Origin of the sequence: Paenarthrobacter sp. NPDC089714, assembly GCF_044748905.1 — a bacterium.
Lineage (GTDB): Bacteria > Actinomycetota > Actinomycetes > Actinomycetales > Micrococcaceae > Arthrobacter.
The window spans coordinates 63048-85871 of record NZ_JBIVGX010000013.1 but is presented as its reverse complement, the minus strand read 5'-3'; the positions used below and the strand labels follow the sequence as shown (position 1 = coordinate 85871).

At 63.9% G+C, this 22824-nt stretch carries 23 protein-coding genes; 11 read left to right on the top strand and 12 right to left on the bottom strand.

All coding sequences use genetic code 11. From position 1 onward, the window contains the following. The first annotated feature begins 3 nt into the window (after positions 1-3). From ACIPY3_RS18890 to ACIPY3_RS18860, 7 genes are all read left to right on the top strand, one after another. Positions 4-711 carry a GntR family transcriptional regulator gene (locus ACIPY3_RS18890; protein WP_400336572.1) on the top strand — a complete coding sequence of 236 codons (708 nt, stop codon included), beginning with the start codon at positions 4-6 and terminating at the stop codon, positions 709-711. A gap of 84 nt (positions 712-795) precedes the next feature. Further along, the gene (locus ACIPY3_RS18885) at positions 796-1584 is read left to right on the top strand and encodes an SDR family NAD(P)-dependent oxidoreductase (RefSeq protein ID WP_400336571.1); all 789 of its coding nucleotides are present in this window, start codon (positions 796-798) and stop codon (positions 1582-1584) included. Beyond that, positions 1577-2500, top strand: a complete 924-nt coding sequence (locus ACIPY3_RS18880; RefSeq protein ID WP_400336570.1) for a sugar phosphate isomerase/epimerase family protein — start codon at positions 1577-1579, stop codon at positions 2498-2500. Before ACIPY3_RS18885 ends, ACIPY3_RS18880 begins: the two co-directional genes overlap by 8 nt. A 13-nt stretch (positions 2501-2513) precedes the next feature. Continuing rightward, positions 2514-3302 (top strand): SDR family NAD(P)-dependent oxidoreductase, encoded by a 789-nt coding sequence (locus ACIPY3_RS18875; protein WP_400336569.1) that lies wholly within the window; start codon positions 2514-2516, stop codon positions 3300-3302. Continuing rightward, positions 3295-4077 carry an SDR family NAD(P)-dependent oxidoreductase gene (locus tag ACIPY3_RS18870; protein WP_400336568.1) on the top strand — a complete coding sequence of 261 codons (783 nt, stop codon included), beginning with the start codon at positions 3295-3297 and terminating at the stop codon, positions 4075-4077. The genes ACIPY3_RS18875 and ACIPY3_RS18870 overlap by 8 nt, the downstream gene beginning before the upstream one ends. Positions 4078-4102: 25 nt before the next feature. Beyond that, the gene (locus tag ACIPY3_RS18865) at positions 4103-5143 is read left to right on the top strand and encodes an L-idonate 5-dehydrogenase (protein WP_400336567.1); all 1041 of its coding nucleotides are present in this window, start codon (positions 4103-4105) and stop codon (positions 5141-5143) included. 222 nt (positions 5144-5365) lie between these two features. Then, positions 5366-6685, top strand: coding sequence for an MFS transporter (locus tag ACIPY3_RS18860; RefSeq protein WP_400336566.1), 1320 nt, complete (start codon positions 5366-5368; stop codon positions 6683-6685). Between the two features lie 15 nt (positions 6686-6700). Here the strand turns inward: ACIPY3_RS18860 and ACIPY3_RS18855 are convergent, their stop codons facing one another. After that, positions 6701-6910, bottom strand: a complete 210-nt coding sequence (locus ACIPY3_RS18855) for a hypothetical protein (protein ID WP_400336565.1) — start codon at positions 6908-6910, stop codon at positions 6701-6703. Between the two features lie 381 nt (positions 6911-7291). Here ACIPY3_RS18855 and ACIPY3_RS18850 point away from each other — a divergent pair, with 381 nt between their 5' ends. The 3 genes from ACIPY3_RS18850 (at position 7292) to ACIPY3_RS18840 (ending at position 10459) form a co-directional block, all read left to right on the top strand. Next, positions 7292-8689, top strand: a complete 1398-nt coding sequence (locus tag ACIPY3_RS18850) for an MFS transporter (RefSeq protein WP_400336564.1) — start codon at positions 7292-7294, stop codon at positions 8687-8689. A 74-nt stretch (positions 8690-8763) separates the two neighbouring features. Then, complete coding sequence (locus ACIPY3_RS18845; protein WP_400333249.1) at positions 8764-9513, top strand: SDR family oxidoreductase; 750 nt, start codon at positions 8764-8766, stop codon at positions 9511-9513. 31 nt (positions 9514-9544) lie between these two features. Further along, positions 9545-10459: a LysR substrate-binding domain-containing protein gene (locus tag ACIPY3_RS18840; RefSeq protein WP_400336563.1), complete on the top strand. Its 915-nt coding sequence runs from the start codon at positions 9545-9547 to the stop codon at positions 10457-10459. Here the strand turns inward: ACIPY3_RS18840 and ACIPY3_RS18835 are convergent. The 4 genes from ACIPY3_RS18835 to ACIPY3_RS18820 all read right to left on the bottom strand — a co-directional run bounded on the left by ACIPY3_RS18835 (position 10448) and on the right by ACIPY3_RS18820 (position 12350). Beyond that, entirely contained in the window at positions 10448-10975 is a 528-nt protein-coding gene (locus ACIPY3_RS18835; RefSeq protein WP_400336562.1) for a DUF427 domain-containing protein, read from the bottom strand. The genes ACIPY3_RS18840 and ACIPY3_RS18835 overlap by 12 nt on opposite strands. A gap of 38 nt (positions 10976-11013) precedes the next feature. Next, positions 11014-11292, bottom strand: coding sequence for a winged helix-turn-helix transcriptional regulator (locus tag ACIPY3_RS18830; RefSeq protein WP_400336561.1), 279 nt, complete (start codon positions 11290-11292; stop codon positions 11014-11016). Next, a complete protein-coding gene (locus ACIPY3_RS18825) occupies positions 11289-11693 on the bottom strand; it encodes a VOC family protein (protein WP_400336560.1) in 405 nt (134 codons plus the stop codon). Before ACIPY3_RS18825 ends, ACIPY3_RS18830 begins: the two co-directional genes overlap by 4 nt. Positions 11694-11783: 90 nt before the next feature. Continuing rightward, positions 11784-12350 carry a pyridoxamine 5'-phosphate oxidase family protein gene (locus tag ACIPY3_RS18820; protein ID WP_400336559.1) on the bottom strand — a complete coding sequence of 189 codons (567 nt, stop codon included), beginning with the start codon at positions 12348-12350 and terminating at the stop codon, positions 11784-11786. A 128-nt stretch (positions 12351-12478) separates the two neighbouring features. On the opposite strand from ACIPY3_RS18820, the gene mtr reads away from it, so the two are divergent. Then, on the top strand, positions 12479-13903 hold the full coding sequence (gene mtr, locus ACIPY3_RS18815) for a mycothione reductase (RefSeq protein ID WP_400336558.1): 1425 nt from the start codon (positions 12479-12481) through the stop codon (positions 13901-13903). Between the two features lie 117 nt (positions 13904-14020). On the opposite strand, the gene ACIPY3_RS18810 is transcribed toward mtr, so the two are convergent. From ACIPY3_RS18810 to ACIPY3_RS18780, 7 genes are all read right to left on the bottom strand, one after another. Next, on the bottom strand, positions 14021-15151 hold the full coding sequence (locus ACIPY3_RS18810; protein WP_400336557.1) for an ABC transporter substrate-binding protein: 1131 nt from the start codon (positions 15149-15151) through the stop codon (positions 14021-14023). A gap of 645 nt (positions 15152-15796) precedes the next feature. Continuing rightward, entirely contained in the window at positions 15797-16078 is a 282-nt protein-coding gene (locus ACIPY3_RS18805) for a hypothetical protein (protein ID WP_400336556.1), read from the bottom strand. A 125-nt stretch (positions 16079-16203) separates the two neighbouring features. Next, positions 16204-17850, bottom strand: a complete 1647-nt coding sequence (locus ACIPY3_RS18800; RefSeq protein WP_400336555.1) for a dipeptide ABC transporter ATP-binding protein — start codon at positions 17848-17850, stop codon at positions 16204-16206. Then, entirely contained in the window at positions 17847-18800 is a 954-nt protein-coding gene (locus ACIPY3_RS18795; RefSeq protein ID WP_400336554.1) for an ABC transporter permease, read from the bottom strand. The genes ACIPY3_RS18800 and ACIPY3_RS18795 overlap by 4 nt, the downstream gene beginning before the upstream one ends. A gap of 10 nt (positions 18801-18810) precedes the next feature. After that, entirely contained in the window at positions 18811-19758 is a 948-nt protein-coding gene (locus tag ACIPY3_RS18790; protein WP_400336553.1) for an ABC transporter permease, read from the bottom strand. A gap of 7 nt (positions 19759-19765) precedes the next feature. Beyond that, positions 19766-21403: an ABC transporter substrate-binding protein gene (locus ACIPY3_RS18785; protein ID WP_400336552.1), complete on the bottom strand. Its 1638-nt coding sequence runs from the start codon at positions 21401-21403 to the stop codon at positions 19766-19768. Then, on the bottom strand, positions 21400-22815 hold the full coding sequence (locus ACIPY3_RS18780; RefSeq protein WP_400336551.1) for an NtaA/DmoA family FMN-dependent monooxygenase: 1416 nt from the start codon (positions 22813-22815) through the stop codon (positions 21400-21402). Before ACIPY3_RS18780 ends, ACIPY3_RS18785 begins: the two co-directional genes overlap by 4 nt. Between the last annotated feature and the right edge of the window lie 9 nt (positions 22816-22824).

The window sequence follows — 22824 nt, the reverse complement described above, 5'->3', positions numbered from 1 at the left end:
GCCATGCAGACACTGAAAGAGCATGCCAGCCCCCGCCGCGTCCAAAGGTCAGGGCTGCGCGAAAGCGTCTATGAGTCCATTCTGGAGATGCTCGTGGAAAACGAGTTCGCCGAGGGCGCACCGCTCCGGGTGGAAGCTCTGGCCCAGCTCCTGGAGGTTTCGCCCACTCCCGTCCGCGAAGCCCTGGTCCAACTGGAGGCCACGGGACTGGTCACGTACGTGTCCAACAAGGGCTACAGCGTGGCGCCACAATTGTCCGCCGCGGACATGGCGTCCATGATGGACGCCCGGCTGGTACTGGAAATCGCAGCGGTCCGCCGGGCCGCGGAACTCGCCGACCCGGCTCTGGCACGCCACCTGCGTAAACTCCTGGAGGGCCAGGCGAAAGCAGCCGCGCGCGTTGCCGAACTCAAGGGCGAACGGCAGAAGTCTGCCTTGCGGGATTACCTCAAGCTCGACCACCAATTCCATGACGGAATCATGCAGGGGTGCGGCAACAAGTTCCTTTTCCGCATGGCCGCCAGCCTTGATGCCCAGGCGCAGCGCGTCCGCCAGTCGTTCCTGAACGGCATTCCGGACGCGCAAGACGTGCTCGCCGAACACCACGCCGTTGCCGAGGCGATCGCTGCCGGCGATCCGGACGCAGCGGAGAAGGCAATCACCAGGCATCTCCACCGCGTCCTGTCCCTGTCCGTCGAACAGGCAGGGTAGTCATTCCACCCCTCCCCCACGGCGGCGCGCGAGGTCCAAAATTATATAGATTATCTAATTCTTGATGAAGGGAAACGAGACACCATGACAGAACCGTCACCAACGAAGGCCACGTCCCCACAGCGTGGAACTGCCGTCATCACCGGCGCCGGCTCACGCCGGGGCATCGGAGCCCGGACAGCTGCGCGCCTCGCAGCGGCCGGATGGAATCTTGGCCTCATCGACGTGGACGGCCCCGCCGTGAAGGAGCTCGCCGGACAGCTGTCAGCCGACTTTGGCGTGCAGGCCGCGGGCACCGGGTGCGACATTTCGGACGAAGCCGACGTCGACTCGGCCTTCAGGATCTTCGAGGAAGAGCTGCCGCCAGTCCAGGCCGTGGTCAACATCGCCGGCATCAGTTCGCCCAAGACGTTCCTGGAGTTGGATCTTGCCACCTGGGAACGCGTGCTGCGGGTCAATGCCACGGGCACGTTCCTCATCACCCAGCGCGCCATGGCCGGCATGATCGAACGCGGCTACGGGCGCGTGGTCAACCTGGGTTCAACGGCCATGCAAAACGGAGGCGGGACGTTCAGTAAGTCATCCTACGCAGCTTCGAAGGGCGCTGTGGAAGCCTTCAGCCGGGCGATTGCCCTCGAAACCGCACAGTACGGGGTGACGGTCAACGTCATCGCACCGGCCATCATCGACACGGACATTATGGGCGGCCCCATCACGGACGAGCGCAAACCGGCGTTCCTCGCCCAACTTCCCGTTGGACGCCTTGGCACCACTACTGAAGTCGCTGCCCTCATCGAATTCCTCATTGGCGAGGACGCCGGCTACATCACGGGATCCACGTACAACATCAACGGAGGCCTCCGCATTGGCTGACCACACCATCGCAGCTGCCATGCTGCAATTCCCAAGCGTTGGCCCAGCCGGAGAGCCCGTCTCGGAATCCACCCCCGAGGTATGGAGTCAGCATCTTCAGCCAGTAGTGGAAGCCGGCTTCACCGCCGTCGAGGTTTCCACCTCATGGCTCCGCCTCGGAGACTTGTCCAACGCCCGCCTCACCGATTTCCGGAACGTCCTGGCCGATGCCGGGCTTTCCGTGCCAGGCATCTCCGTGGTCAGGCAGAGCGTGATCCATCCGGAGCGCGGGAAGGAGAACCTTGAGTTCGCCCGCAGGACCATCGACGCGGCCGCCCAACTGGGGATCGACGTCGTGTGCCTGGGCCTGCACGACGAATTGCTGCCGGCCCAAAAGTCGGCAACCTGGTTCTGGACCGTTCCCGGACCACAACGCCCGGAGGACCCTGAGGTTCGGGACCTGGCCATCCGCCGCTACCGTGAACTCGCTGCCCACGCTGAGTCCTCGGGCGTCCGGCTATCCCTGGAGCTCTATGAGGATACGTACCTGGGCTCCGCCGACGAAGCCGTCACGTTCCTTGAGGACATCGGCCACGCATCCGTCGGCCTGAACCCGGATGTGGGAAACCTCATCCGGCAGCAAGGTCCGGTTGAGCCTTGGGAGTACATCCTGGACAGGACTCTTCCCTACGCCAACTACTGGCACGTGAAGAATTACGCGCGGCTCGAGGACCCGGCAAAGGACCTTGTCCTCACGCATCCCACTTCCCTCGAATTGGGAATCGTCAACTACCGCCAGGCCGTCCAGTACGCGATCGCCCACGGCTTCACCGGCGCCTTCGTCGTGGAGCACTACGGCGGCGACGGCCTCAGCGTTGGAGCGACGAACGCCCGCTACCTGCGCACGCTTCTGCCCACCCACGCAACCCTTTCCTAGACAGGAGACCACCGTGTCACTAGCCCCCTACCCCGCCTCAGCGTTTCCGAAGGAACGCACCGCAATCGTCACCGGCGCCGCGTCCGAACGTGGCATCGGACGGGCCACGGCCCATCACCTTGCCCGTCACGGCTGGGCCGTTGCGGTCCTGGACCGCGAACACTCCGCAAGCCAGGCAGTGGCGGAAGAGATCGCCGGGACCTACGGCGTGCCTGCCCTCGGTATCGGCGCCGATATCAGCGACCGCAGCGCGGTTGCGGATGCAGTCGCAAGAGTCGACGCCGGGCTGCCGCAATTGGTGGGACTGGTCAACAACGCCGGCATCAGCTCACCGGTCCCGTTCCTGGAAGTTTCGGACGAGGAATGGCGCCGCGTCATCGACGTGAACCTCACCGGCACCTTCCACATCACCCAGGAGGCCGCGAAAGTCATGGCCCGCCACAGCGTAGGACGCATCGTGAACATCTCTTCGGCGTCCGCCCAACGAGGCGGCGGTGTCTATGGGCGGGCCGCCTACTCCGCTTCCAAGGCCGGCCTTCTCGGCATGGCACGCACCCTCGCCAGGGAACTGGGACAGCACGGCATCACGGCGAACTCGGTTTCCCCCGGCTCCATCGACACGGACATCATGGGCGGCCGACTCAGTGATGACCGCAAGTCCGTGCTCCTGCAGGAACTGCCTGTGGGCAGGATCGGCACCGTAGATGACGTTGCCCACGTCATCGAGTTCCTGTTGCGCGAGGAATCCGGCTACCTCACCGGCGTCACCTACGACGTGAACGGAGGATCCCACATTGCCTGAGCAGCCAGCCGCCGTCGAAAACGAACTCCAAGCTGCCGCCACCGCGGATTTCCAGGCTAACCTCACCGGAAAGACCGCAGTGATCACGGGTGCCAGCTCGGGTATTGGAAGGGCCATCGCCGAACTGTTCCTTGGCAACGGGGCTACGGTCATAGGCATCCAGCGCCGTGACGGTGGCATCGACCATCCCCGTTACTCCCACGTGGCCGCGGACCTGGCCTCCCCAGGGAGTGTGGCGCATGCAGCGAACCACATCCTTGGCCACCACCACGTGGACATCCTGGTGAATAATGCCGGAATCAACATCCGCCACGGTTTCGAGGAATTCGTCCTGGACGACTGGGACACGGTACTCCAGGTGAACCTCCGGACAGTGGCGGAACTCATTCAGCTCTTTGGACGGCCCATGCTCGAGCGTGGCTCCGGAACCATCATCAACATGGCGTCCATGTTGTCCTTCTTCGGAGGCTTCACGGCTTCCGCCTACGCGGCGTCCAAGGGCGCCGTTGGGCAACTGACCAAATCGGTGGCCAATGAGTGGGCTGCCCGCGGGGTCAACGTCAATGCCATCGCTCCCGGGTTCATCGCCACGGAAATGAACATCGCCCTGCTGGCAGACGAGACCCGCGAACGCCAGATCCGCGAGCGGATCCCCGCCGGGCGCTGGGGCCGGCCCGCGGACATTGCCGGGGCGGCACTGTTCCTGGCGTCCGACGCTTCGCGCTACCTTCACGGCGTCGTCCTTCCGGTCGATGGCGGCTACCTCTCGCGATAAGCGAGTACTTTCGAAAGGAAAGACCATGCATGCAGTAGTTGCACACGGCCCGGGCGATCTCAGGATAGAGAACCTTCCCGAGCCATCCCTGGCCACCGACAAAGTGCTGGTGCGGGTGGTGTACGGAGGCATTTGCGGCTCCGATCTCCATTATGCAAAGGATGGCCGGAACGGCGCCTACACCATCGCCGAACCGCTGACCCTCGGCCACGAAGTGGTGGGCGTCGTGCACCAGGTGGGTGCCGCCGTCGTCAGCGCCCTGCCCGTTGGGAGGAGGGTGGCGATCCACCCCGCCCGCCCCACCCCCTTGCCCGGCGGTGTCCATGGCGCCGGTTTCAACCTCATTCAGGGTGGCAGCTATTTGGGAAGTGCCTCTACGAGTCCGCACACGCAAGGCGGCTTTGCAGGGTTCATCGAAGTCACACCCGAACAATTGCGGGGGCTCCCGGACGAACTCCCCCTGCGGACGGCCGCCCTTGCCGAACCGCTCGCCGTCGCGATCCACGGCGTGTCCCGCCTCGGCGACAAGGTCAAGGGCGCGAACGTCCTGGTGAGCGGTGCCGGCCCCATCGGCAACCTGGCCATCCTGGCGCTGCGCGCGGCGGGTGCGGCGAAGATCACCGCTTCGGATATCCAGGACTTTCCCTTGGAGGTTGCCCGGCAGGCAGGGGCGGACGACGTCGTCAGGCTGGGTTCGGGCGAAAAGCCACAGGACGAAGGATTCGACGTCGTTGTGGAGTGCGCGGGCGTGGTGCCATCCGTTGTGGCAGCCCTGGACGCGGCCCGCCGTGGCGGCGCTGTGCTCCAGTTGGGCATGCTGCCTGCGGGTCCCCTGCCGGTCCACCTGGCAGGTTTGATCGCCAAGGAGCTCACATTCTTCGGCTCGCAACGTTTTGACGTGGAACTGGATGCCGCCGTGTCCCTTTTGGCGGCTGAGCCGCGGGCGGCGGCCATCGTATCGCAGGTGTTCGAGCTTTCCGAGGCGGTGGAAGCCTTCGCGTGCGCGGCAGACTCTTCGCGCTCTTCCAAGGTCCTCCTGAAGATTGGCGCCGATCCCGACCAGTAGCGGGCGCTGACAAGGCACCCCGGCATGCCGCAGGGCACTGGGGTGCCTTCGGCGTGCCCTGTGAATTGCATAAAGGATTGCTTGGCTTGCATCGGAATCCGGTATCTACGAACATCTGGTGGCCCCTGTGACCTGCGTCGCAGAATTGACCCCAAGTCCCCGCAGAAAATATAGAAAATAGATTCTGCCTCCGGACTGTGGCCCAACTCTTCAGGAGGCTTGATGTCCCAGACAGCAGCACAGGTCAACGACCTGAGCACAACCCACCAATCGGCGATCAACAAAAAGTCCGTCTTCGCAGGGCTGGCAGGAATCTTCGTCGAACTCTATGACAACGCCATCTACGGATTCCTGGCAGGCATCCTTGCGCCGGTCTTCTTTCCACAGGCGGACCCGGCCACGGGAACCCTCCTGGCCCTGGTCGCTTTCGGCATCCCGTTCTTCATACGTCCACTCGGCGCAGCCATCGGCGGCTATTGGGGTGACAAGATCGGCCGGCGCCGGGTCCTCATCGTCCTGGTGACCATGATGAGCGTGGCCACCGGATTGATCGGCGTTCTCCCCAGTGCCGCCACCATCGGCCTCGCAGCCCCCGTCTTCCTGGTGCTGCTGCGCTTCATCCAGGGCTTCTCGATGGGCGCCGAAACAGGAAACGGCAACTCCTACCTGGCCGAAAACGCTCCGCAGAACAAGCGCGGACAAGTGGTGAGCTACGCCAATGGGGCAACGTTCATTGCCATGATGTGCGGAACGCTCCTGGCGGCCGCCCTGACCGCGGGGCTGGGCACCCAGGCCATGACGGAGTGGGGCTGGCGCGTGCCGTTCCTCATTGCCTTCCCCTTGGGTATCGCAGCCCTCTTCCTGCGGCTTAGCGCAGGCGAATCCCCGGAATTCGACAAGGTCAAGGATGACGGCCTGGTAGTGCGGAACCCGCTCCGCGAGGCTTTCGCCAGCCGTGACGCCCGCCGTGGGATGCTCCTGACCATCGTCCTGCCGCTCTTCAACAGCTCCGGCTACTTTGTCCTCTTCATCTACATGCCGAGCTTCATGTCCTCGCAGCTGAAGTTCTCCTCAGTGGAGGGCTTGATGGTCACCGGAGCCGCGCTTCTGGTGGGCGCCGGCACCTCGTTGCTGGCAGGCCGCCTCTCGGACAGGTTTGGCCGCAAGCCCCTGCTCGCAGGTTCATCCGGTCTGATGGTTTTGTGCGGCTTCCCCTGCTACCTGTTGCTCACGCAGGGGTCCGTGGTGTTCGCGCTGCTCGGTGCCATCATCATGTCCATCATCTTCTCCGGCACGTTCGGTGTGGTTCAGACTGCCATGACGGAACTGTTTCCCACCCGCATCCGTACGGCGGCGTACGGCTTTGGCTACAACTGCGGTACAGCCATCTTCGGTGGGGCTGCCCCGGCACTCATTGCCTTCCTCATCGGAGTCACAGGCAGCATCTGGGTTCCTGCGGCATACTTGGTCCTGACCTCGGCGATCGCCTGCATCACCGCACTGCGGATCCGCGAGACGGCGTTCGTGCCGTTGCCGAAGTAGCAGAGCTATTCCTGCTCAGAGTCGGTCCGCGTCTTCCACCAGGGTCCACTCGGTGCTTGCATCGTGGTGCGAGGGCATGATGGTGCCTTCGAAGACGAACGTAGCCTCGGCCAGCGGTTCACGAGGCTGCCACCAGCCGTTCGCAGGGCACGGAGATCCAGTACAGGCCACCAGCGAATCCCGGCATCCGCCGGGTTCCTGGTGGTTCCTGTTGATGTTGTCCATATCAGACTCCCCCGGCCGAAGAATTGGCGTGTCCGGCAGCCTGGGAACATCGGCCGGCAGCTCAATGCTAGGCACCGCAAGCGATCGCCACGTAAGACGAAATCAGGATGCCCCGATAGCGCTTGCTTATGGATGATGGCGCTGATCCCGGGCGGGCTACATCCATAACGTATTGCTATGTAGCGACATAAAAGCTGTCTTTGTGTGACCCACACCTCACGGATTAGTTTGATCTCAGAGGCCAGTCGGCAGAGCTGCACGAACAGACAACGCCCGTGCATAACAGCTCAAGCAGGTCCTGCCGGTCGTATAACTCGAGATCCCTTTCCCAGCTCGCACAGAACCGGAAGACCGCTTCTCACCCATCGCCATGGAGACGAAATGACAAATACCACTCTTCCTCAGAAGACACCGGCCAGGGCGGCAATCGCCGCCTGGATCGGAACCACGCTGGAGTACTACGACTTCGCCGTGTACGGCACCTCATCGGCGCTGATCTTCAACGTCCTCTTCTTCTCCCCTGAGCTGCCGCAGGGCATCAGCGTGCTGCTTGCGATGGTCACCTTCGCTGTCGGCTACGCCGTACGTCCCCTCGGTTCACTCATCCTGGGTCCGATGGGTGACCGCTTCGGCCGTAAGTTCGTCATGATGATCACCCTGTTCGGGATCGGTGGTTGCACCTTCCTGATCGGCTGCCTGCCGACGTTCGCGCAGGTCGGAGCCCTCGCACCGATCCTGCTGGTACTCATCCGCGTCATCCAAGGTCTCTGCCTTTCCGGTGAGCAGGCCAGCGCCATCAGCATGAGCCTGGAACACTCTTCCGAGCGCCGTCGCGGGTTCATCACCAGCTTCACCACGCTGGGAGCCTCCACCGGCACGCTCTTGACGTTGCTGGTCTTCATCCCGATCGCCGCCATGCCCAAAGAGCAGCTGCTGACCTGGGGCTGGCGCATCCCGTTCTGGCTCTCCGCGCTGGTGGTAGTGGTGGCCTTCCTGATCCGCCGCCATGTCCAGGAGCCGCCGGAGTTCGTCAAGAACCAGTCGCGCAACGTGAACTCGTCTCCGCTCAAGCACCTCCTGCGCTTCCACTGGCGCGCCGTTCTCCGGATCGTCTTCTGCGCGATCATCGCCGGCACCAGCTACATGATGCAGACCTTCTCGGTTGCCTTCGGAACCACCGGATACGGGCTGGACAAACCGACCATGCTCCTGACCACCACCGTCTCGGCCGTGGTCGCCCTCGCCATCACTCCCTTGGCCGGCTTCCTGGTCGACAAGATCGGCCGCAAGACCATGTTCCTCCTGGGAACGGTTGGCGTAGGCATCACGATGATGCCCTACCTCTGGGCAATCACTACCGGCAACTGGGCGCTGATCTTCATTTTCGGCATCATCAACTACTCGCTCTTCTACTCGATGGTGAACGCCTCCTGGCCGTCCTTCTTCTCCGAGATGTTCCCCAGCCGACTGCGCGTCTCCGGTCTCGCCCTTGGCACCCAGATCGGCTTCGCTGTCTCGGGCGTCATCGGCCCGGTTCTTTCGACGGCCCTCGCGGGCCCGGATCTCAAGGGCTGGGTTGGCCCGTCCATCATCGCCCTTGGATTCATGATCATCGCTGGCGCATCGGCGCTTACCGCCAAAGAAACCACCAAGTACACGCTGGAACAGCTCGACGACCTGCATCAGAGCGAGCAGGAAAAGGCTGTCGTAGCCGCCGCAGCGGCAACGCCCGCCGGCGACGCACGCAACCTCGCCGCCCAGTCCGGCGCAGAGAAGTAGCGGTCACGTCGAAGGGCGGGTGCTGTCGCTAAGCGATGGTGCCCGCCCCTTTTCCCACGTTTTTGGAGGATCCCATGTCTTTTTCCGATTACACCACCGCCCTGGTCACGGGTGCGTCCACCGGTATGGGCGCCGCGATCGCTGAGCGCCTGGCCAAGCGCGGCCTCACGGTCCACGCCGTGGCCCGGAACGAGGAACGCCTGGCCGAACTGGCCGAGCGCACCGGTGCGGTCCCGCACGTGGTGGACCTGACCGACACCGCCGCGCTGGCCGCCGCCGTCGGGGACCTCAAAGTCGACGTGCTGGTCAACTGCGCCGGGGTCTCCCGGCCCGGAAACATCCTGGATTCCTCCGAACAAGACATCGACGAACTGGTGGACGTGAACCTGCGCGGCCTGCTCCAGCTCACCCGCCTGGTCCTGCCGGGCATGGTGGAACGGGACCTGGGCCACGTGGTCAACATCAGCTCCATCGCCGGGCTGTACAACTTCTACGGCCACACGGTCTACCACGCCACCAAGGCCGCCGTGCACCAGATCTCCCGCCAACTGCGCAACGACACCGTGGGCAAACGCATCCGCGTCACGGAGATCTGCCCGGGCCGGGTGGAGACGGAGATCTTCGGCCGGAACATGGGCGGCTCCCCGGAGGCCATGGAAGAGGCGTGGAAGACCTACTACGAAGGCTACGAATCCCTCACCACCGACGACATCGTCAACGCCCTGGACTACGCGATCGAAACCCCGCGCCACGTCAACGTGGGTATGCTCGAACTCATGCCCACCTTCCAGGTCCCCGGCGGACTCACCTTCGACCGCCGCTGACCCTTCCAAGACCACGGAGATGGAATAACGAATGGACACGCGGCGCTTGCGCTATTTCGTGAAGATCGTGGACAGCGGCACGATTACCCGTGCCGCCGAAACGCTTCATTTGGCGCAGCCCGCTCTCAGCCAGCACCTCAACGCCCTTGAAGCCGAGTTCAAGCAGCGTCTGCTGGTGCGCAGCCGCAACGGCGTCATTCCGACGGCGGCCGGGAAATCGCTGTACCGGTACGCCCAAGGCATCCTGAGGCTCGAAGATGAAGCGCGGCGGGAAATCAACACCGAGAGTTCCAGCCCCACGGGCACCGTGACGATCGGCCTGGGCACTTACACACTGTCTTCGAGCCTGACCATTCCCACACTGGAGGCCATCCGATCCCGGTTTCCCCGCATCGTCATCCGGGTTGTCGAAACCCTCACGGTCATCCACAGCCAGGCCATCAGGATGGGCTTGGTGGACGCGGCGCTGATCTACGATCCCGGACCCGTCAAAGGCGTCAGGTTCGAACGCATCTCCACTGACGCCCTGGTACTCGTCACTCCCGCTGACTTTGAGCTGCCGGACAGCACCGACACTTCGGTCTCTGTGAGCGCCCTCGGCAACCTGGACTTCATGCTTCCCAGCCCCACGCACACCCTCCGCGGCCTGGTTGAACAGGCCTTCGGCAGCCTGGGCATGGAACTGACAGTTGCCATTGAGATGGATCACGGCCACTCGTTGCGGGAAGCCGTCCAGTTGGGCCTTGGCGTTACCGTGCTGCCTGAGCCGGCCGCCGTCGCCATGTTTTCCGATGATCAGTTCACGATCCGGCGCATTACCGACCCGGGACTGTCGGCTGCCTTCGCCCTGGCGACGTCCGACGACGGTCCACAATCGGCAGCCGCCGAGGTAGTCATCGAGACCATCAGGCAGATCATCCTGGACGCCGGGGTTTCACCATCCTGAAGTGCCCGGACCGCCCTTGAACGGGCCAACGATCGCACGGGTAATCCAGCCGCCGTAGAAGCCGCCTTCCTGGAACCCCACCTGTTCGCCGTTCACCCGGCACTGTTCCATGTGGTCCGGGTAGAGTGCGACGCGGCCCTGGAGCCCCTCGTAGCCAGGCTTTGGTTCCCGATAGGTCCAGCCGCCCCGCGGGACGCAGCTACCGCCGGCCATCACGTCGAAGTAGTCCGCCCGCCCCTTGAACTCACAGAAACTCGCGCCATCAACGGGGACCAGGACACCGGCCGGGAACGCATCCAACGGCACGTAGTAGACCGGCGGATGGCTGGTTTCCAAGACGCGCACTGCATCGGTGGTGTCTACGATGACCTGCCCGCCCAGATGGACCTCAATCCGTTCCTTCCGGTTCTCTACCCTGGGCGGCCGGGGGTAGTCCCACACGGATTCCTGGCCGGGACCGGGCTTGATGGGTCGCGGGCGGGGCCTGCCGGCTAAAAATCGTTGAGCGGAAACCATGGGTCCATGATCCCACTGACGAAGCAATCCAGGTCATGTCATTCCCCGCTGCCCCAGCGTGCCAGGGCGGCGATGGCCTCGCTCAAAGCGAGCCCGCGATCGGTCAACGCGTAGGCCCGGGTGTTGTGCCGCAGGGGCAGTCGCGACAGCACGCCCGCGGTCTCGAGCTCGCGGAGCCGGGTGGCGAGTATGTTGGTGGGAATCCCGAGGTCACGCTGCAGGTCGCCGTACCGCTGTGGCCCGTCGAGCAGCCGTTCCACGATCAGCAGGGCCCACCGTGCTCCGACAATGTCGAGGGCAGTGGCGAGGTTGCTCACGCGGTAGGATCGGCGTCCGGCTTCATCCAAAACGGCGAATAGTGGTAACCATCGGGATCGTCGAATTGGCGCTGGTACATGAAGGGGTAATCGTCGGTGTCACCGATCCGCCCGCCGGCAGCGCCGGCGCGTTCGGTGAGTTCGTCAACCGCCTCGCGGCTGCCGAGGTCGAACGAGACTGTGACTTTCGACGGGGTGTCGGGCCCGCCGATCAGCTCTTCGGAGCCACCGACGCTCGCATACATCTCGCGGCTGCCGAGCATGACGAATTGCTCGGGAGCGATCGCGAAGCAGGACACATTGTGATCGGACATCTCGGCGTTCAGGGTCCATCCGAGGGCGGTGTAAAAGGCGGTGGAGCGCTCGACGTTCTCAACTGGGCAGGTGATGAATAGGCTCATGCGGCCATACTTGCAAAATGCAAGTACAGCGTCAAGGCCCTGCGGCTTTGCACCCCGCAGCAACCATCCTCGCCGTCAAGCACCCGGCCGTCAGGGTACAACCTCCTGGCCATGCCAAGCTCCGTTGACCAGGTCGAACTCCCATCGAACCTGCCCGCTCCCAGAGAGATCGAGCCAGTCCAGATGGTCCATTTCCAGACCCACCCAGGCGAATCTGTCGAATGCCGCCGCCTCATCGGACGTCTCCCCTGCCAGATCTTCGACGTCCATCAGAGGACCCCCCGGGATTAGTGGCGAAGCGTACAGGTGCCGGCTGTGAGGGGCGAAGTGGCGCCAAGCACGGGCACGCTCATCCGAGTCCTCGATGATCCTCGCCGTGCCTGTGACCCGCAACTGGACCCCACGGTGGTCGTCGTACATCGTCAACGCGACCTGGGGAACCCGATCCATCTCGAAGACCTTCCCAGACGATGAGTTGGTTGCGATCATGATCCGCCTGGCCTCCCGATCGAAGGCGCGGAGGATGACAGCCCGGACTCGTGGTCCGCCATCCAGACCAACAGTTCCAAGAAAGCCCAACGTGAACCCGGTGCGCCCCTTCGTGGCATCTTCCAGGCACGACAGAAGGTGTTCAAGAATCTCTTTACCTGCACCCATCCTGCTATTCTCGCAATTGCCTGGCCCCTTGGAACGACAGCCAATCTGGACCGGGCAGCCAGCTGCTGTAACGGCGTCGGACTTTGGAATCCTGTGGGTGAACAACACTGGAGAGAGTGAGGACCCCTATGCACACTGTTGCCAGCGGCATCGCCGTGGATCGACACTACGACCTGATCATCATCGGCACGGGGTCCGGGAATTCCATCCCCGGACCCGGGTTCGACGACCAGTCGATCGCGATCATCGAGGAAGGCTCCTTCGGCGGCACCTGCCTCAATGCCGGCTGCATCCCGTCCAAGATGTACGTCCATACCGCAGACACGGCACGTGAAATTGCTGAGTCGGGACGACTGGGATTGGAAGCCACAGTGAGCTCTGTCGATTGGCCGGGTCTGGTTAACCGTATCTTCGGGAACCGCGTCGACCCCATCGCCGCCTCAGGTGAGGAGTACCGCCGAGGCCCGCAGACCCCGAACATCGACGTCTACGACCAGCATGCTGTTTTCGTCGGACAACGCACGGTCCGCACCGGCCAAGGCAAGCACCAAAAGACCATCTCAGGTGATCAGATCGTCATCGCCGCCGGTTCCCGCCCCTCCATCCCTGAGGCCATCGCCTCCTCGGGCGTGCGGTACTACACCAATGAGGACATCATGCGGCTGCCCGAGCAGCCCAAGTCCGTGGTGATCATCGGCGGAGGTTACATCGCCACGGAGTTCGCCCACGTCTTCGACGCTCTCGGAACCGTCGTCACGATCATCCCCCGCTCGACGCTCCTGCGCCACCTCGACCACGACCTCCACGACCGGTTCAACGCCCTGGCGGCACAACGCTTCGACATCCGGTCAGGCCGCACCGCGGTGGACGCCGAGCAGACTGCCCAGGGGGTTACGGTCAGGCTCGACGACGGGACCTCCGTGACCGGGGAAGTACTGCTGGTGGCCACCGGGCGGATACCCAACGGCGACCGGCTGGACCTGCCATCCGCCGGGATCGCGATGACGGAGGCAGGGCGCATCGAGGTTGATGAATACGGCAGGTCGACCACCGCCCCTGGCGTCTGGGCCTTCGGAGACGTGTCGTCGCCCTACATGCTCAAGCACGTCGCCAATGCCGAAATGCGCGCTGTACGCCACAACCTGCTGAACCCCCACGACCTGCAGCGAATGCCGCACCGCCACGTCCCTGCGGCCATTTTCACCCACCCCCAGATAGCCACCGTGGGCATGACCGAGGACCAGGCCCGCGAACACGGCCACAAGGTCACCGTGAAAGTGCAGGACTACGGAGACGTCGCCTACGGCTGGGCCCTGGAAGACACCACCGGGATCTGTAAGCTCATCGCGGACCATGAGACTGGAAAACTCCTCGGTGCCCACTACATGGGCCCGCAGGCATCTACCCTGATACAGCAAATGATCACCGTGCTGGCCTTTGACCTGGACGTCCGCGACTTCGCCACCAAGCAATACTGGATACACCCCGCACTGCCCGAGGTGACGGAAAACGCCTTGCTCGGCCTCGAATTCGACAGCACCGACCACGACTAGAAGATCACCGGGCGGCCCAGAGTACTTGTCCCCGGGCGAGCCGGATCTTAGCCGGATCTTAAAAGCGGAAGGTGCCCGGGCTGATAGGCCCGGGCACCTTCCTCGTTGCGTGCCTTGCTATTCCTGGCCGAGTCCGGCGGCGGAGGTTTTCTTGCCTTCTACCTCGTTCAGGGTGCGGAGGTCGAAGATGCCGTTGATGTCGGCCGTCTTGGTGGTGCCTGCGTCCACGCCGTCCTGGAGGAGCTTCTTGTAGGTCCCGGCCAGCGGGTCGGTGGTGAACTTGATGTTCTGTAACGCCCGGTCGATCACGTTAGCCGGGAGTGGCTTGCCCGCGGTGTCCTTCAACACGGCGTTGATGGTGGTGGCCTTCTCCTCGGCCGAGGCCGAGTTCAACCAGTTCACGGACTCAACATGGCCCTTCAACAACGCCTTGACCGTCTCCGGGTGCTCAGCGGCGAACTTCTTGTTCACGATCAGGATGGTGGTGGTGAAATCACCCTTCTCCCACAGGTCCTTCTCATCCACCAGGACCTTCGCCCCGGCCTCCAGCACCAAACGCGAGGCCCACGGCTCCGGCAACCACGCGCCGTCGAGCTTTCCGTCCTGGAACAACTTCAACGTCTGCGCGTTCTCGGTCGGGTTGATGGTCACATCACCACTGCCATCAGGGTTGGTCTTGTACCCCTGGTCCCCCAACCAGGCCCGCAGCGCCACATCCTGGGTGCCACCAAGCTGCGGCGAGGCCACGACCTTGCCTTTCAGATCCGCTGCGGAGGTGATCTCCGGCTTGACCACCAACTGGGCACCACCGGCTGCCGCACCGGCGATGATGCTGATGGACTCCCCGTTGCTCTTGACGAACGAGTTGATCGCCGGGTTCGGGCCAATGTAGGTGGCGTCGATCGCGCCGGCGTTCAGCGCCTCGATCGCGGCCGGGCCGGCGTTGAACACCTGCGTGCTGAGCTTGGTGCTGCCGAGCTCCTTGGCGATGAAGCCCTTGCTGGTACCCACCAACGCAGGGCCGTGGGTGACGTTGCTGAAGTAACCAAGCTTCAGCTCAGCCGCCGGCGACGTAGTCACAGCCGGGGCTGCCTGGTTGTTGTTCGACACAACGGAAGCTACAGCTGCGCCGGCACCGATCAGCAGGGCCACGCCTGCTGCAATGCCGATCTTAAGGGCGCGGTGTTTGGGCTTGGCGGATTCACCGGCAACGATGCGGGTGGAGGAGTTGTCTTGGGGTGACGACACGGGACGTGTTCCTTCGGGGAGAGGGCAGGCTTGCTGGATCCAAGCCTGGAACGGAGATGGTGATGCAGATGCGGGGTAGCCTGCAACCCGGGACAGGTCCGTGAACGTACGGTCCGGGTCGGGAGGCGGCGGCTGCAGGAATTACTGCCCTGCGGCCTTGGCTGCATTGAGATTACGGTTGCCGTGTGACCCCAGACAATGAAAAAAGACACCTTCGGTCACTGGGAGTCGTGCACCTTCATGGACCGCAATGTGGCGTTACGCAGCGTCCAATTTCGTCATTGAAGCCGGCATCTGTGGCTCGGATTCCAAGTAGTCGGGACGTTGTTTGTGAGTACAAGTCCCCAGAACGCCCCGGCACGTTGCCGTAAGTCGAGTACAAACTACTCGTGTTCCTCACCCCGCTGAACTGTTGACTGGTTCATGGAAGGACGGTTAGCCCCAAGCATCGCCGAACTTCCACCGCATCGCATCGGTGGTCTCCTCCAACCGGTGCTCCGGCCGTCGAAAGGCGGTCCGGCCCAGAACGAAGCCGGCGGCGACAGAGTCTTCTGAGACCGAGACTCTCCCCCCAGCCGCCGCCGGCTTCAAAACCCCACTGCCGCCAGGACGTGAAACAGGCAAACCAGCAGCGCGGCCCGGGTTCTACGGAGAGGCAGCTGCCCCGGCGATGGCATCACTGTCCGTGAGGGGATCGAGGATCCGCAGACCCGGATAGACGCGGACCAGGCCTTGTTCGTCGTCGTGGGCCACGCCATGGTGTCGCAGTGCCGTGCAGAACACGTCCTGAGGTGCGGGGTGCTGGCCAGCGGTCAGGCACCAGCTCACGTACAACCCGTAAAGTGTGCCGAGGTCGAGGCTGTCATCAAGGGTTGGGTCTTGGACTACGCGCTCGTCCAGGAAAGGGCTGATGTGGATGTCGGTCATTGCGAAGGCCTCCGGCCTCTGGGAAAGGGCCGCCGGTTGCATCAGCGAGCTGCCCACTCTTCCAGCCCTAAAACAGCCTGTCAAACGCATCGCATCATCGAAGAGCCGTTGCCCAGTGGCCATTGTCAAATACCGTTGCCACATTTGTTCAGAGTCAGCCGACGGCCGGGGATCGCACTGATAAGCGCCTTCGTGTATTCCTCCGCAGGGTTCACGAGGACGTCCGTGGCGTCGCCGATTTCCACGAGCTTCCCGGATTGCATCACTGCGACGCGGTCCGAGATTTGCTGCACCACGGCGAGGTCATGCGAGATGAACAGGTAGCTCAACGACTCCTGTTCCTGCAGTTCCACCAGCAGCGACAGGATCTGGGCCTGGACTGACACATCCAGGGCCGAGACCGCCTCGTCCAGCACCACAAGTTCGGGCTTCAACGCCAACGCCCGGGCGATCGCTACGCGCTGCCTTTGCCCTCCTGAGAGTTCAGCCGGGCGCCGCGAGGCGAAGTCGGAGGGCAGATGCACTTCCTCCAGCAAGGAGCGCACCCGTTCCCGCCTCCCGCCTGGAGTGCCCTCGGAAAATGCCCTGAGCGGTTCAGCAATGATGTCCTCCACCGAGAAGCGGGGATCCACCGAGGCATAGGGACTTTGGAACACCACCTGGAAACGGCGCCGGAGCTGCCGCAGCCGTTCGCCACGCACGGAGGCGAGATCGACGCCGTCGAACACTACCGAACCGGACGTTGGCTTCTCGAGGCGCAGCAGCAGCCGCGCCACGGTGCTCTTTCCGGACCCCGATTCGCCCACCAATGCCAGTGTCTCGCCGCGTCGGATATCAAGGGAGACGTCGTCGACGGCGGTGAGGCTCCGGGCACCGCCAGCTGTCCGGGGCAGCGGGAAGACCTTGCGCAGGGCGGTTGCTTCCACCAAAACGGCACCACCCGCCGTCGAACGTTCAACAGCAGATACTGTACGTAACCGCCGTGGGCTCAGCCCGGGGGCGGCCTCGATGAGTTGCCGGGTGTACTCGTGGTGCGGGTCTCCCAGGACCTCGGCCGCGGACCCTTCCTCCACAATCACGCCCTGCTTCATGACGATGATCCTGTCCGCCCGGTCCGCGGCGACGCCGAGGTCATGCGTGATCAGGAGGACAGCCGTGCCGCGCTCGGTGGTCAGGGTGGCGATGTTGTCCAGGATCTGTCGCTGGACGGTGACATCCAGGGCGCTGGTGGGTTCGTCGGCGATCACGAGTTTGGGTTGCGCGGCGAGTGCCGTTGCGATCAGGACACGTTGCCGCATACCCCCGGAAAACTGGTGCGGGTACTGCCGTGCGCGGGTTTCAGCGTCACGGATGCCACTCTCCCGCAACAGCTCAACGGCCCGCCGCCGTGCCTCCTTCTTGGGCTGGATCCTGTGGATCGTCAAGGCTTCCGCCACCTGATCGCCCACCTTCTGGAGCGGGTCCAGGGACGCAGTGGGATCCTGGGGTATCAGCCCGATCTCCCTACCCCGGACACCCTGCCATTCCTTGCGGGTCAGTTGGGTGAGATCAACGCCGTCGAACGCAATGCTGCCGGAGGAGAATCTGGCATTGCCGGGAAGCAGGTTGATGATGGAATGCGCGGTGGTGGTCTTGCCGGAGCCCGACTCCCCCACGATTGCCACTACTTCGCCGGCATTGACGTCAAAGGACACCCCGGACACGGCAGTCTTCGCCTCGCCGTTGACCAGGTATTCCACGTGGAGGTCTTGGACCCTGAGCAGCGGGCTCATGCGCGGTTCCTTCCAGCGTCCTGGAACGCATGTGAAATGCGGTTGGTGGAAAGCACGACGGCGGCAATCACCACTCCGGGCAGTGTTACGAGCCACCACGCAGCCACCAGGTAGTCGCGGCCTCCGGCCACGAGGGAACCCCATTCGGCTGACGGTGGTGGTGCGCCAAAGCCAAGGAAGCTCAGGGACGAGATCGAGAGCACGGCCATACCGAATTCCAGGGCGGACAGCGCCAGGACCGGTCCCGCGGCGTTTGGAAGGACGTGCCGGAGCAAGATGTGGTGCCAGCGGACGCCAGCCGAGCGCGCCGCCTCGACGTACACGGCCGTACTGACGCGCAGCGTCTCGGCACGCATGATCCGGGCGAAGTTGGCCACACTCGCCACGCCTACGGCGACGGCAATGTTGATGGTCCCGAACCCCAGGACCGTGATCAAAGCCAGCGAGAGAAGGAGGCTGGGGATGGCCAGGAGCACGTCCATGACGCGCATGATCGCATCGTCCATCCAGCCGCGCAGCGATCCGGCCAGCAATCCCAACGCAGAACCCGCAACGAGCCCGACGGCCACGGCAACCGCGGTGGCCGCCAGGGATGTGGCGGAACCGTGGACCACGCGGGAGAACAAGTCACGGCCCAGGCTGTCCGTGCCGAACCAATGCTCGGGCGAAGGTGCCTTGAGCCGTGCCGAAGGAACGCCCGTGTCCGGCGGCCAGGAGGTGAAGGCCGTCGGGACCAGGGCCCAAAGGATCACCAACGCGACAACCAGGACGGACAGCACCAGGCCGGGACGTGCCGCGGCTGCCCTCGCCAGTCGCCCCGCCCGGGGGTACTTCGCGGCCACGCCCGACGCCGGGTGGACGGCTGCTGCGTCTTCCCTCAGGCCGGAAGGTGGCAATGAAGGAGAAGCCGGTGGAGGGCTTTCCACCCGGGTATCAAGTTGCTGCGACATGCTGGCCCTCCTAGGCCTTGGCTCCGCGCGCGGTGTTGATGCGCGGATCCACGAGTGGGTAGATCAGATCGACAATCAGACTGGTGACCACAAAAATGGCAGCGGCCAGGACAACCAGGGTCTGCACCACGGGGATGTCCCTGCTGTTCACCGCTGTGACAGTAAGCCGGCCGATCCCTGCGCGGGAAAACACGGTCTCACTCACCACGGCTCCGGCCAGCAGGTTGCCCACCAGGATGCCCAACATGGTCAGCGTGGGAATGGCCGCATTCCGCAGGGCATGGCCAAAGTTGATCAGTGCTTCGCTGGCTCCCTTGGCCCTGATTTGCTCGATGTATGGCTCCCCGAGTGTCTGGTGAAGGCTGCGCGTGAGCAACTGGGCGATCACCGCTGAGGTGGGTATCGCCAGAGTCAACGCCGGCAACACCAGGCTCTCAGCGCCGTCGTTGCCGATCGCAGGGAACAAACGGAACCGGAAGGAGAAGAACTGAAGCAGCAGCAGGCCGATCCAGAACGTGGGCACGGCGATTCCCAGCGGTGGGAGCGAGGAGAATACCGTGCGGATCCAGCGGTTGCGGCTGAACGCCGCAACCACTGCCAACACGCTTCCGAGCACCACAGCCAACGCGAAACCGGCGATGGCCAGCTTGATGGTTTCCGGCATCACCTCGGCCACCGTGGTCGTGGCAGGCACGCCGTTCTTGATCGAGACCCCGAAGTCCAACTGCAGGGCTTTCACCAAGGCAATGAAGTATTGCTCGTGGATGGGCCTGTCCAGTCCGTACTCGCTGCGCAGCTTGGCCACGAGCGCAGGGTCCACGGCGTTCTGTTCGTCGCCGCTGGCCATGATGCTCACGGCGTCGCCGGGCAGCAAGTACAGGATCAGGAAGGACACGGTGTAAGCGGCCCAGAGAACGAACGCTCCCTGCAGTAACCGACGGCCGATGTAGCGGATCATGGGATGCCTACTTGCTCAGCCAGGCGTCGTAGAAGTCCAAGCGGCTGGACGCCTCAAACTTGAGGTCGTGGACCTTCCCGCTGGCAGAGATCGTGGTGGAGAGCTCGTACAGCGGGATGGAGTGTGCATCCTTGATCAGGGCCTCCTGGGCCTGGTCCACCAGCTTTTGGCGGGCATCCTTGTCCAGGGCCGCGGCCTGCTCGCCCAGGGTGTCATCAACGGGGAGCTTATCGCGGAGGTTGCTGCCACCGCGGGCAGCGTTGGAGGCAAAGACCGTGCGCAGGACGTCCGGGTCGCTTCGGGTCAGGTTGCCGTAGGAGAAGTCATAGGTCTTATCCGCCTGGGCAGCCGTGACATCGGCGATCGTGGTGAACTTCAACTGCAGGTCAACGCCGATTTCCTTGAGCTGCTGCTGGATGAGTTCCAGGACTTCCTTTGGTGACTGCCAGTAGGTGACCTTGAAGGAGAGCTTCTCGCCGTTCTTCTCGCGGATGCCGTCCGCTCCGGGCTTCCATCCGGCGTCGTCCAGGAGCTTTTTGGCGCCGTCCGGATCGTGGGCCAGCAGCGAACTGTAGTCCTTGAAGTAGGGGGTGGTGTGGGACAGGACGCCCTTGGCAGGCTGGTCCGCCTCCGTGAGCAGCGTCTTGGTGATTTCTTCGCGGTTGATGGCCTTGGAGATGGCCTGTCGGACCGCGGTCTCCTTCAACTTGGGGTTGGACTCGTTGGAGTACAGGTTGTAGACGACTCCCGGGTTGGCCCGGGTTTCGTTCCAGAAGCCGTTGCCACTGAACAGTCCGATGTCCGCGGCCGAGATCGCTGCCGTCGCGTCAATCTGCCCGGACTGCAGGCTGCCCGTGCGGTTGCCTGCTTCCGGGATGATCTTGAACGTCACTGTGTCCAGGTACGCCTCGCCCTTGTTGCTGTTGGTGGAAGACGGCCAGTTGTAGCCTGCACGGCGTTCGAGCACGGCTTCCTTGTCCACGGTGTAGCTCTTGACGTTGAACGGACCCGAGCCGGAGAACTTTCCGGCGCAACGGTCTGCTTCGGAGAGCTTGGCCGAAGCCGGAGACAGGAGCCCCAGGGTGAACGTGGACGTTGCCTGCAGGAACTGGGCGTTGGGCTTGGAGAAGTCCACCACCACGGTCTGCGGATCCTTGACGGTGATGGCGCTGACGTCGCTCAGGTAGGTGGAGCCCAGAGTTGCCTTGGCGCCGAGGGCCTTGATGGCTTCGAAGTTGGTTTTCACTGACTGGGCATCGATGGCAGTCCCGTCCGCGTAGCTCGCGCCGGTGCGCAGGGTGAAAGTGAAGCTGGTGGCATCAGCGTTGTTCTCGAACTTCTCGGCCAGCCACGGCACGATTTCGCCGGTCTTCGGGTCCTGCGAGGTCAAGGAGGCCACGGTCTGGCGGGCAATCGCGATCGCGTCGTTGTTGCCTACCTGCTGCGGGTCGATGCAGCCACGGTCAACGGAAACAGCGAAGTTCAGGTTCCCACCCGGAACGGGCGAGGACGCGGCACTTTGCTGCGCACCGGCGTCGGCCCCTCCACCGCAAGCGGAGGCCAGGAGCGCAATGGCTCCCAGGACGCCGGCGACGGCGGCTGGTTTCTTTCCGTTGCGGGCTGCGGGCGGTGTGGGGAGTCTCATGCGACGTCTTCGCTTTCTGTGAGTTGGGTGCTGGTGAGTGAACTGCGCTGGGTGAGCGGCGCACGGAGGCCGAGGTTTTCGCGGAGGGTGCTGCCTTCGTATTCGGTGCGGTACACGCCGCGGTCCTGCAGCCTGGGAACAAGTTCATTGACGATCTCGTCCAGACCGGACGGAACGATCCACGGGGTGATGTTGAAGCCGTCCACCGCCCCGGTGTGGGCGTATTCGGCAAGCTTGTCCGCGACGTCGTCGTAGGATCCCACCAGGCCACGGCCATTGAGGCGGGACCTGGCGGCGACGAACTGCCGGATGGACAAGCCCTTGTCCTTGGCTTCCTCACGCCACTGGGCAGCGAGCTCCTTGGCGCTCTTGCCGTGGAAGGCGTTGCCGCGGGTGGGGTTGGTGACGTCAACCACCGGGTCGATGTCCGGGAGGGGCCCGTCGGGGTCGTACCCGGCCAGGGTGCGGCCCCAGAACTGTTCCAGGTAGGCGATGGCCGTTTCCGGACCCACCTGTTGGGAGCGGACCCATTGGTGCTTCTCTTCCGCCTCGGCGGACGTGGCTCCGAGGATGAATTCCTGTCCGGGGAAGATCTTCACGTCATCGGCCGGGCGGCCTGCTTTGAGGGTACGGGCGACGATGTCTTCGCGGAATTTCTTCGCGTCCTCCAGTTCGGGGTGCGCCGAGAAGATCACGTCGGCGTTCCGCACGGCGAAGTCCCGGCCATCGGGTGAGTCGCCGGCCTGGAACAGCACCGGGTGGTGCTGGGTGGAGCGCGGGAGGCGGCCGGTGATCTCGACGTCGAAGCTTGCATCCTTGCGGTGCACGGGAGTGATGCTGCCTTCGCGGAGCCAGCGGGCGTCGTTCCGGGACCCGGCGATTGCGCCGTCGGCCCAGGAATCCCAGATCGCTTTGGCCGTCTGGACGAACTCTTCGGCCCGGTTATAGCGGTCCTCGTGCTTGAGGAACCCGCCGCGCCGGAAGTTGGCGCCGGTCCATGCGTTGTCCGTGGTGACGATGTTCCACGCGGCGCGGCCGTCGGACAGGAGGTCCAGGCTGGCCAGCCGGTGGGCGAGGTCCGCGGGATCGTTGTAGGTGGTGTTCTGGGTAGCCACCAGGCCGATGTTGGTGGTGACAGCTGCCAGGGCAGCGAGGGCGGTCTGGGCGTCCGGGCGCCCTGCGACGTCAAGGTCGTGGATCTTGCCGAGGTGCTCGCGGAGGCGGAGGCCCTCGCCCAGGAAGAACGCGGTGAACAGGCCGCGTTCAGCGGTCTGGGCCACGCGGCGGAAGGATTCGAAATCGGTCTGCGAGCCGCTGGCTGCGTCCTTCCAGACCGTGGTGTGGTTGACGCCCTGGAAGAAGACGCCGAACTGGATCTGCCCGTTGCCTGCGATGCGGTGGTGCTTGGTCATGGGTGAGCT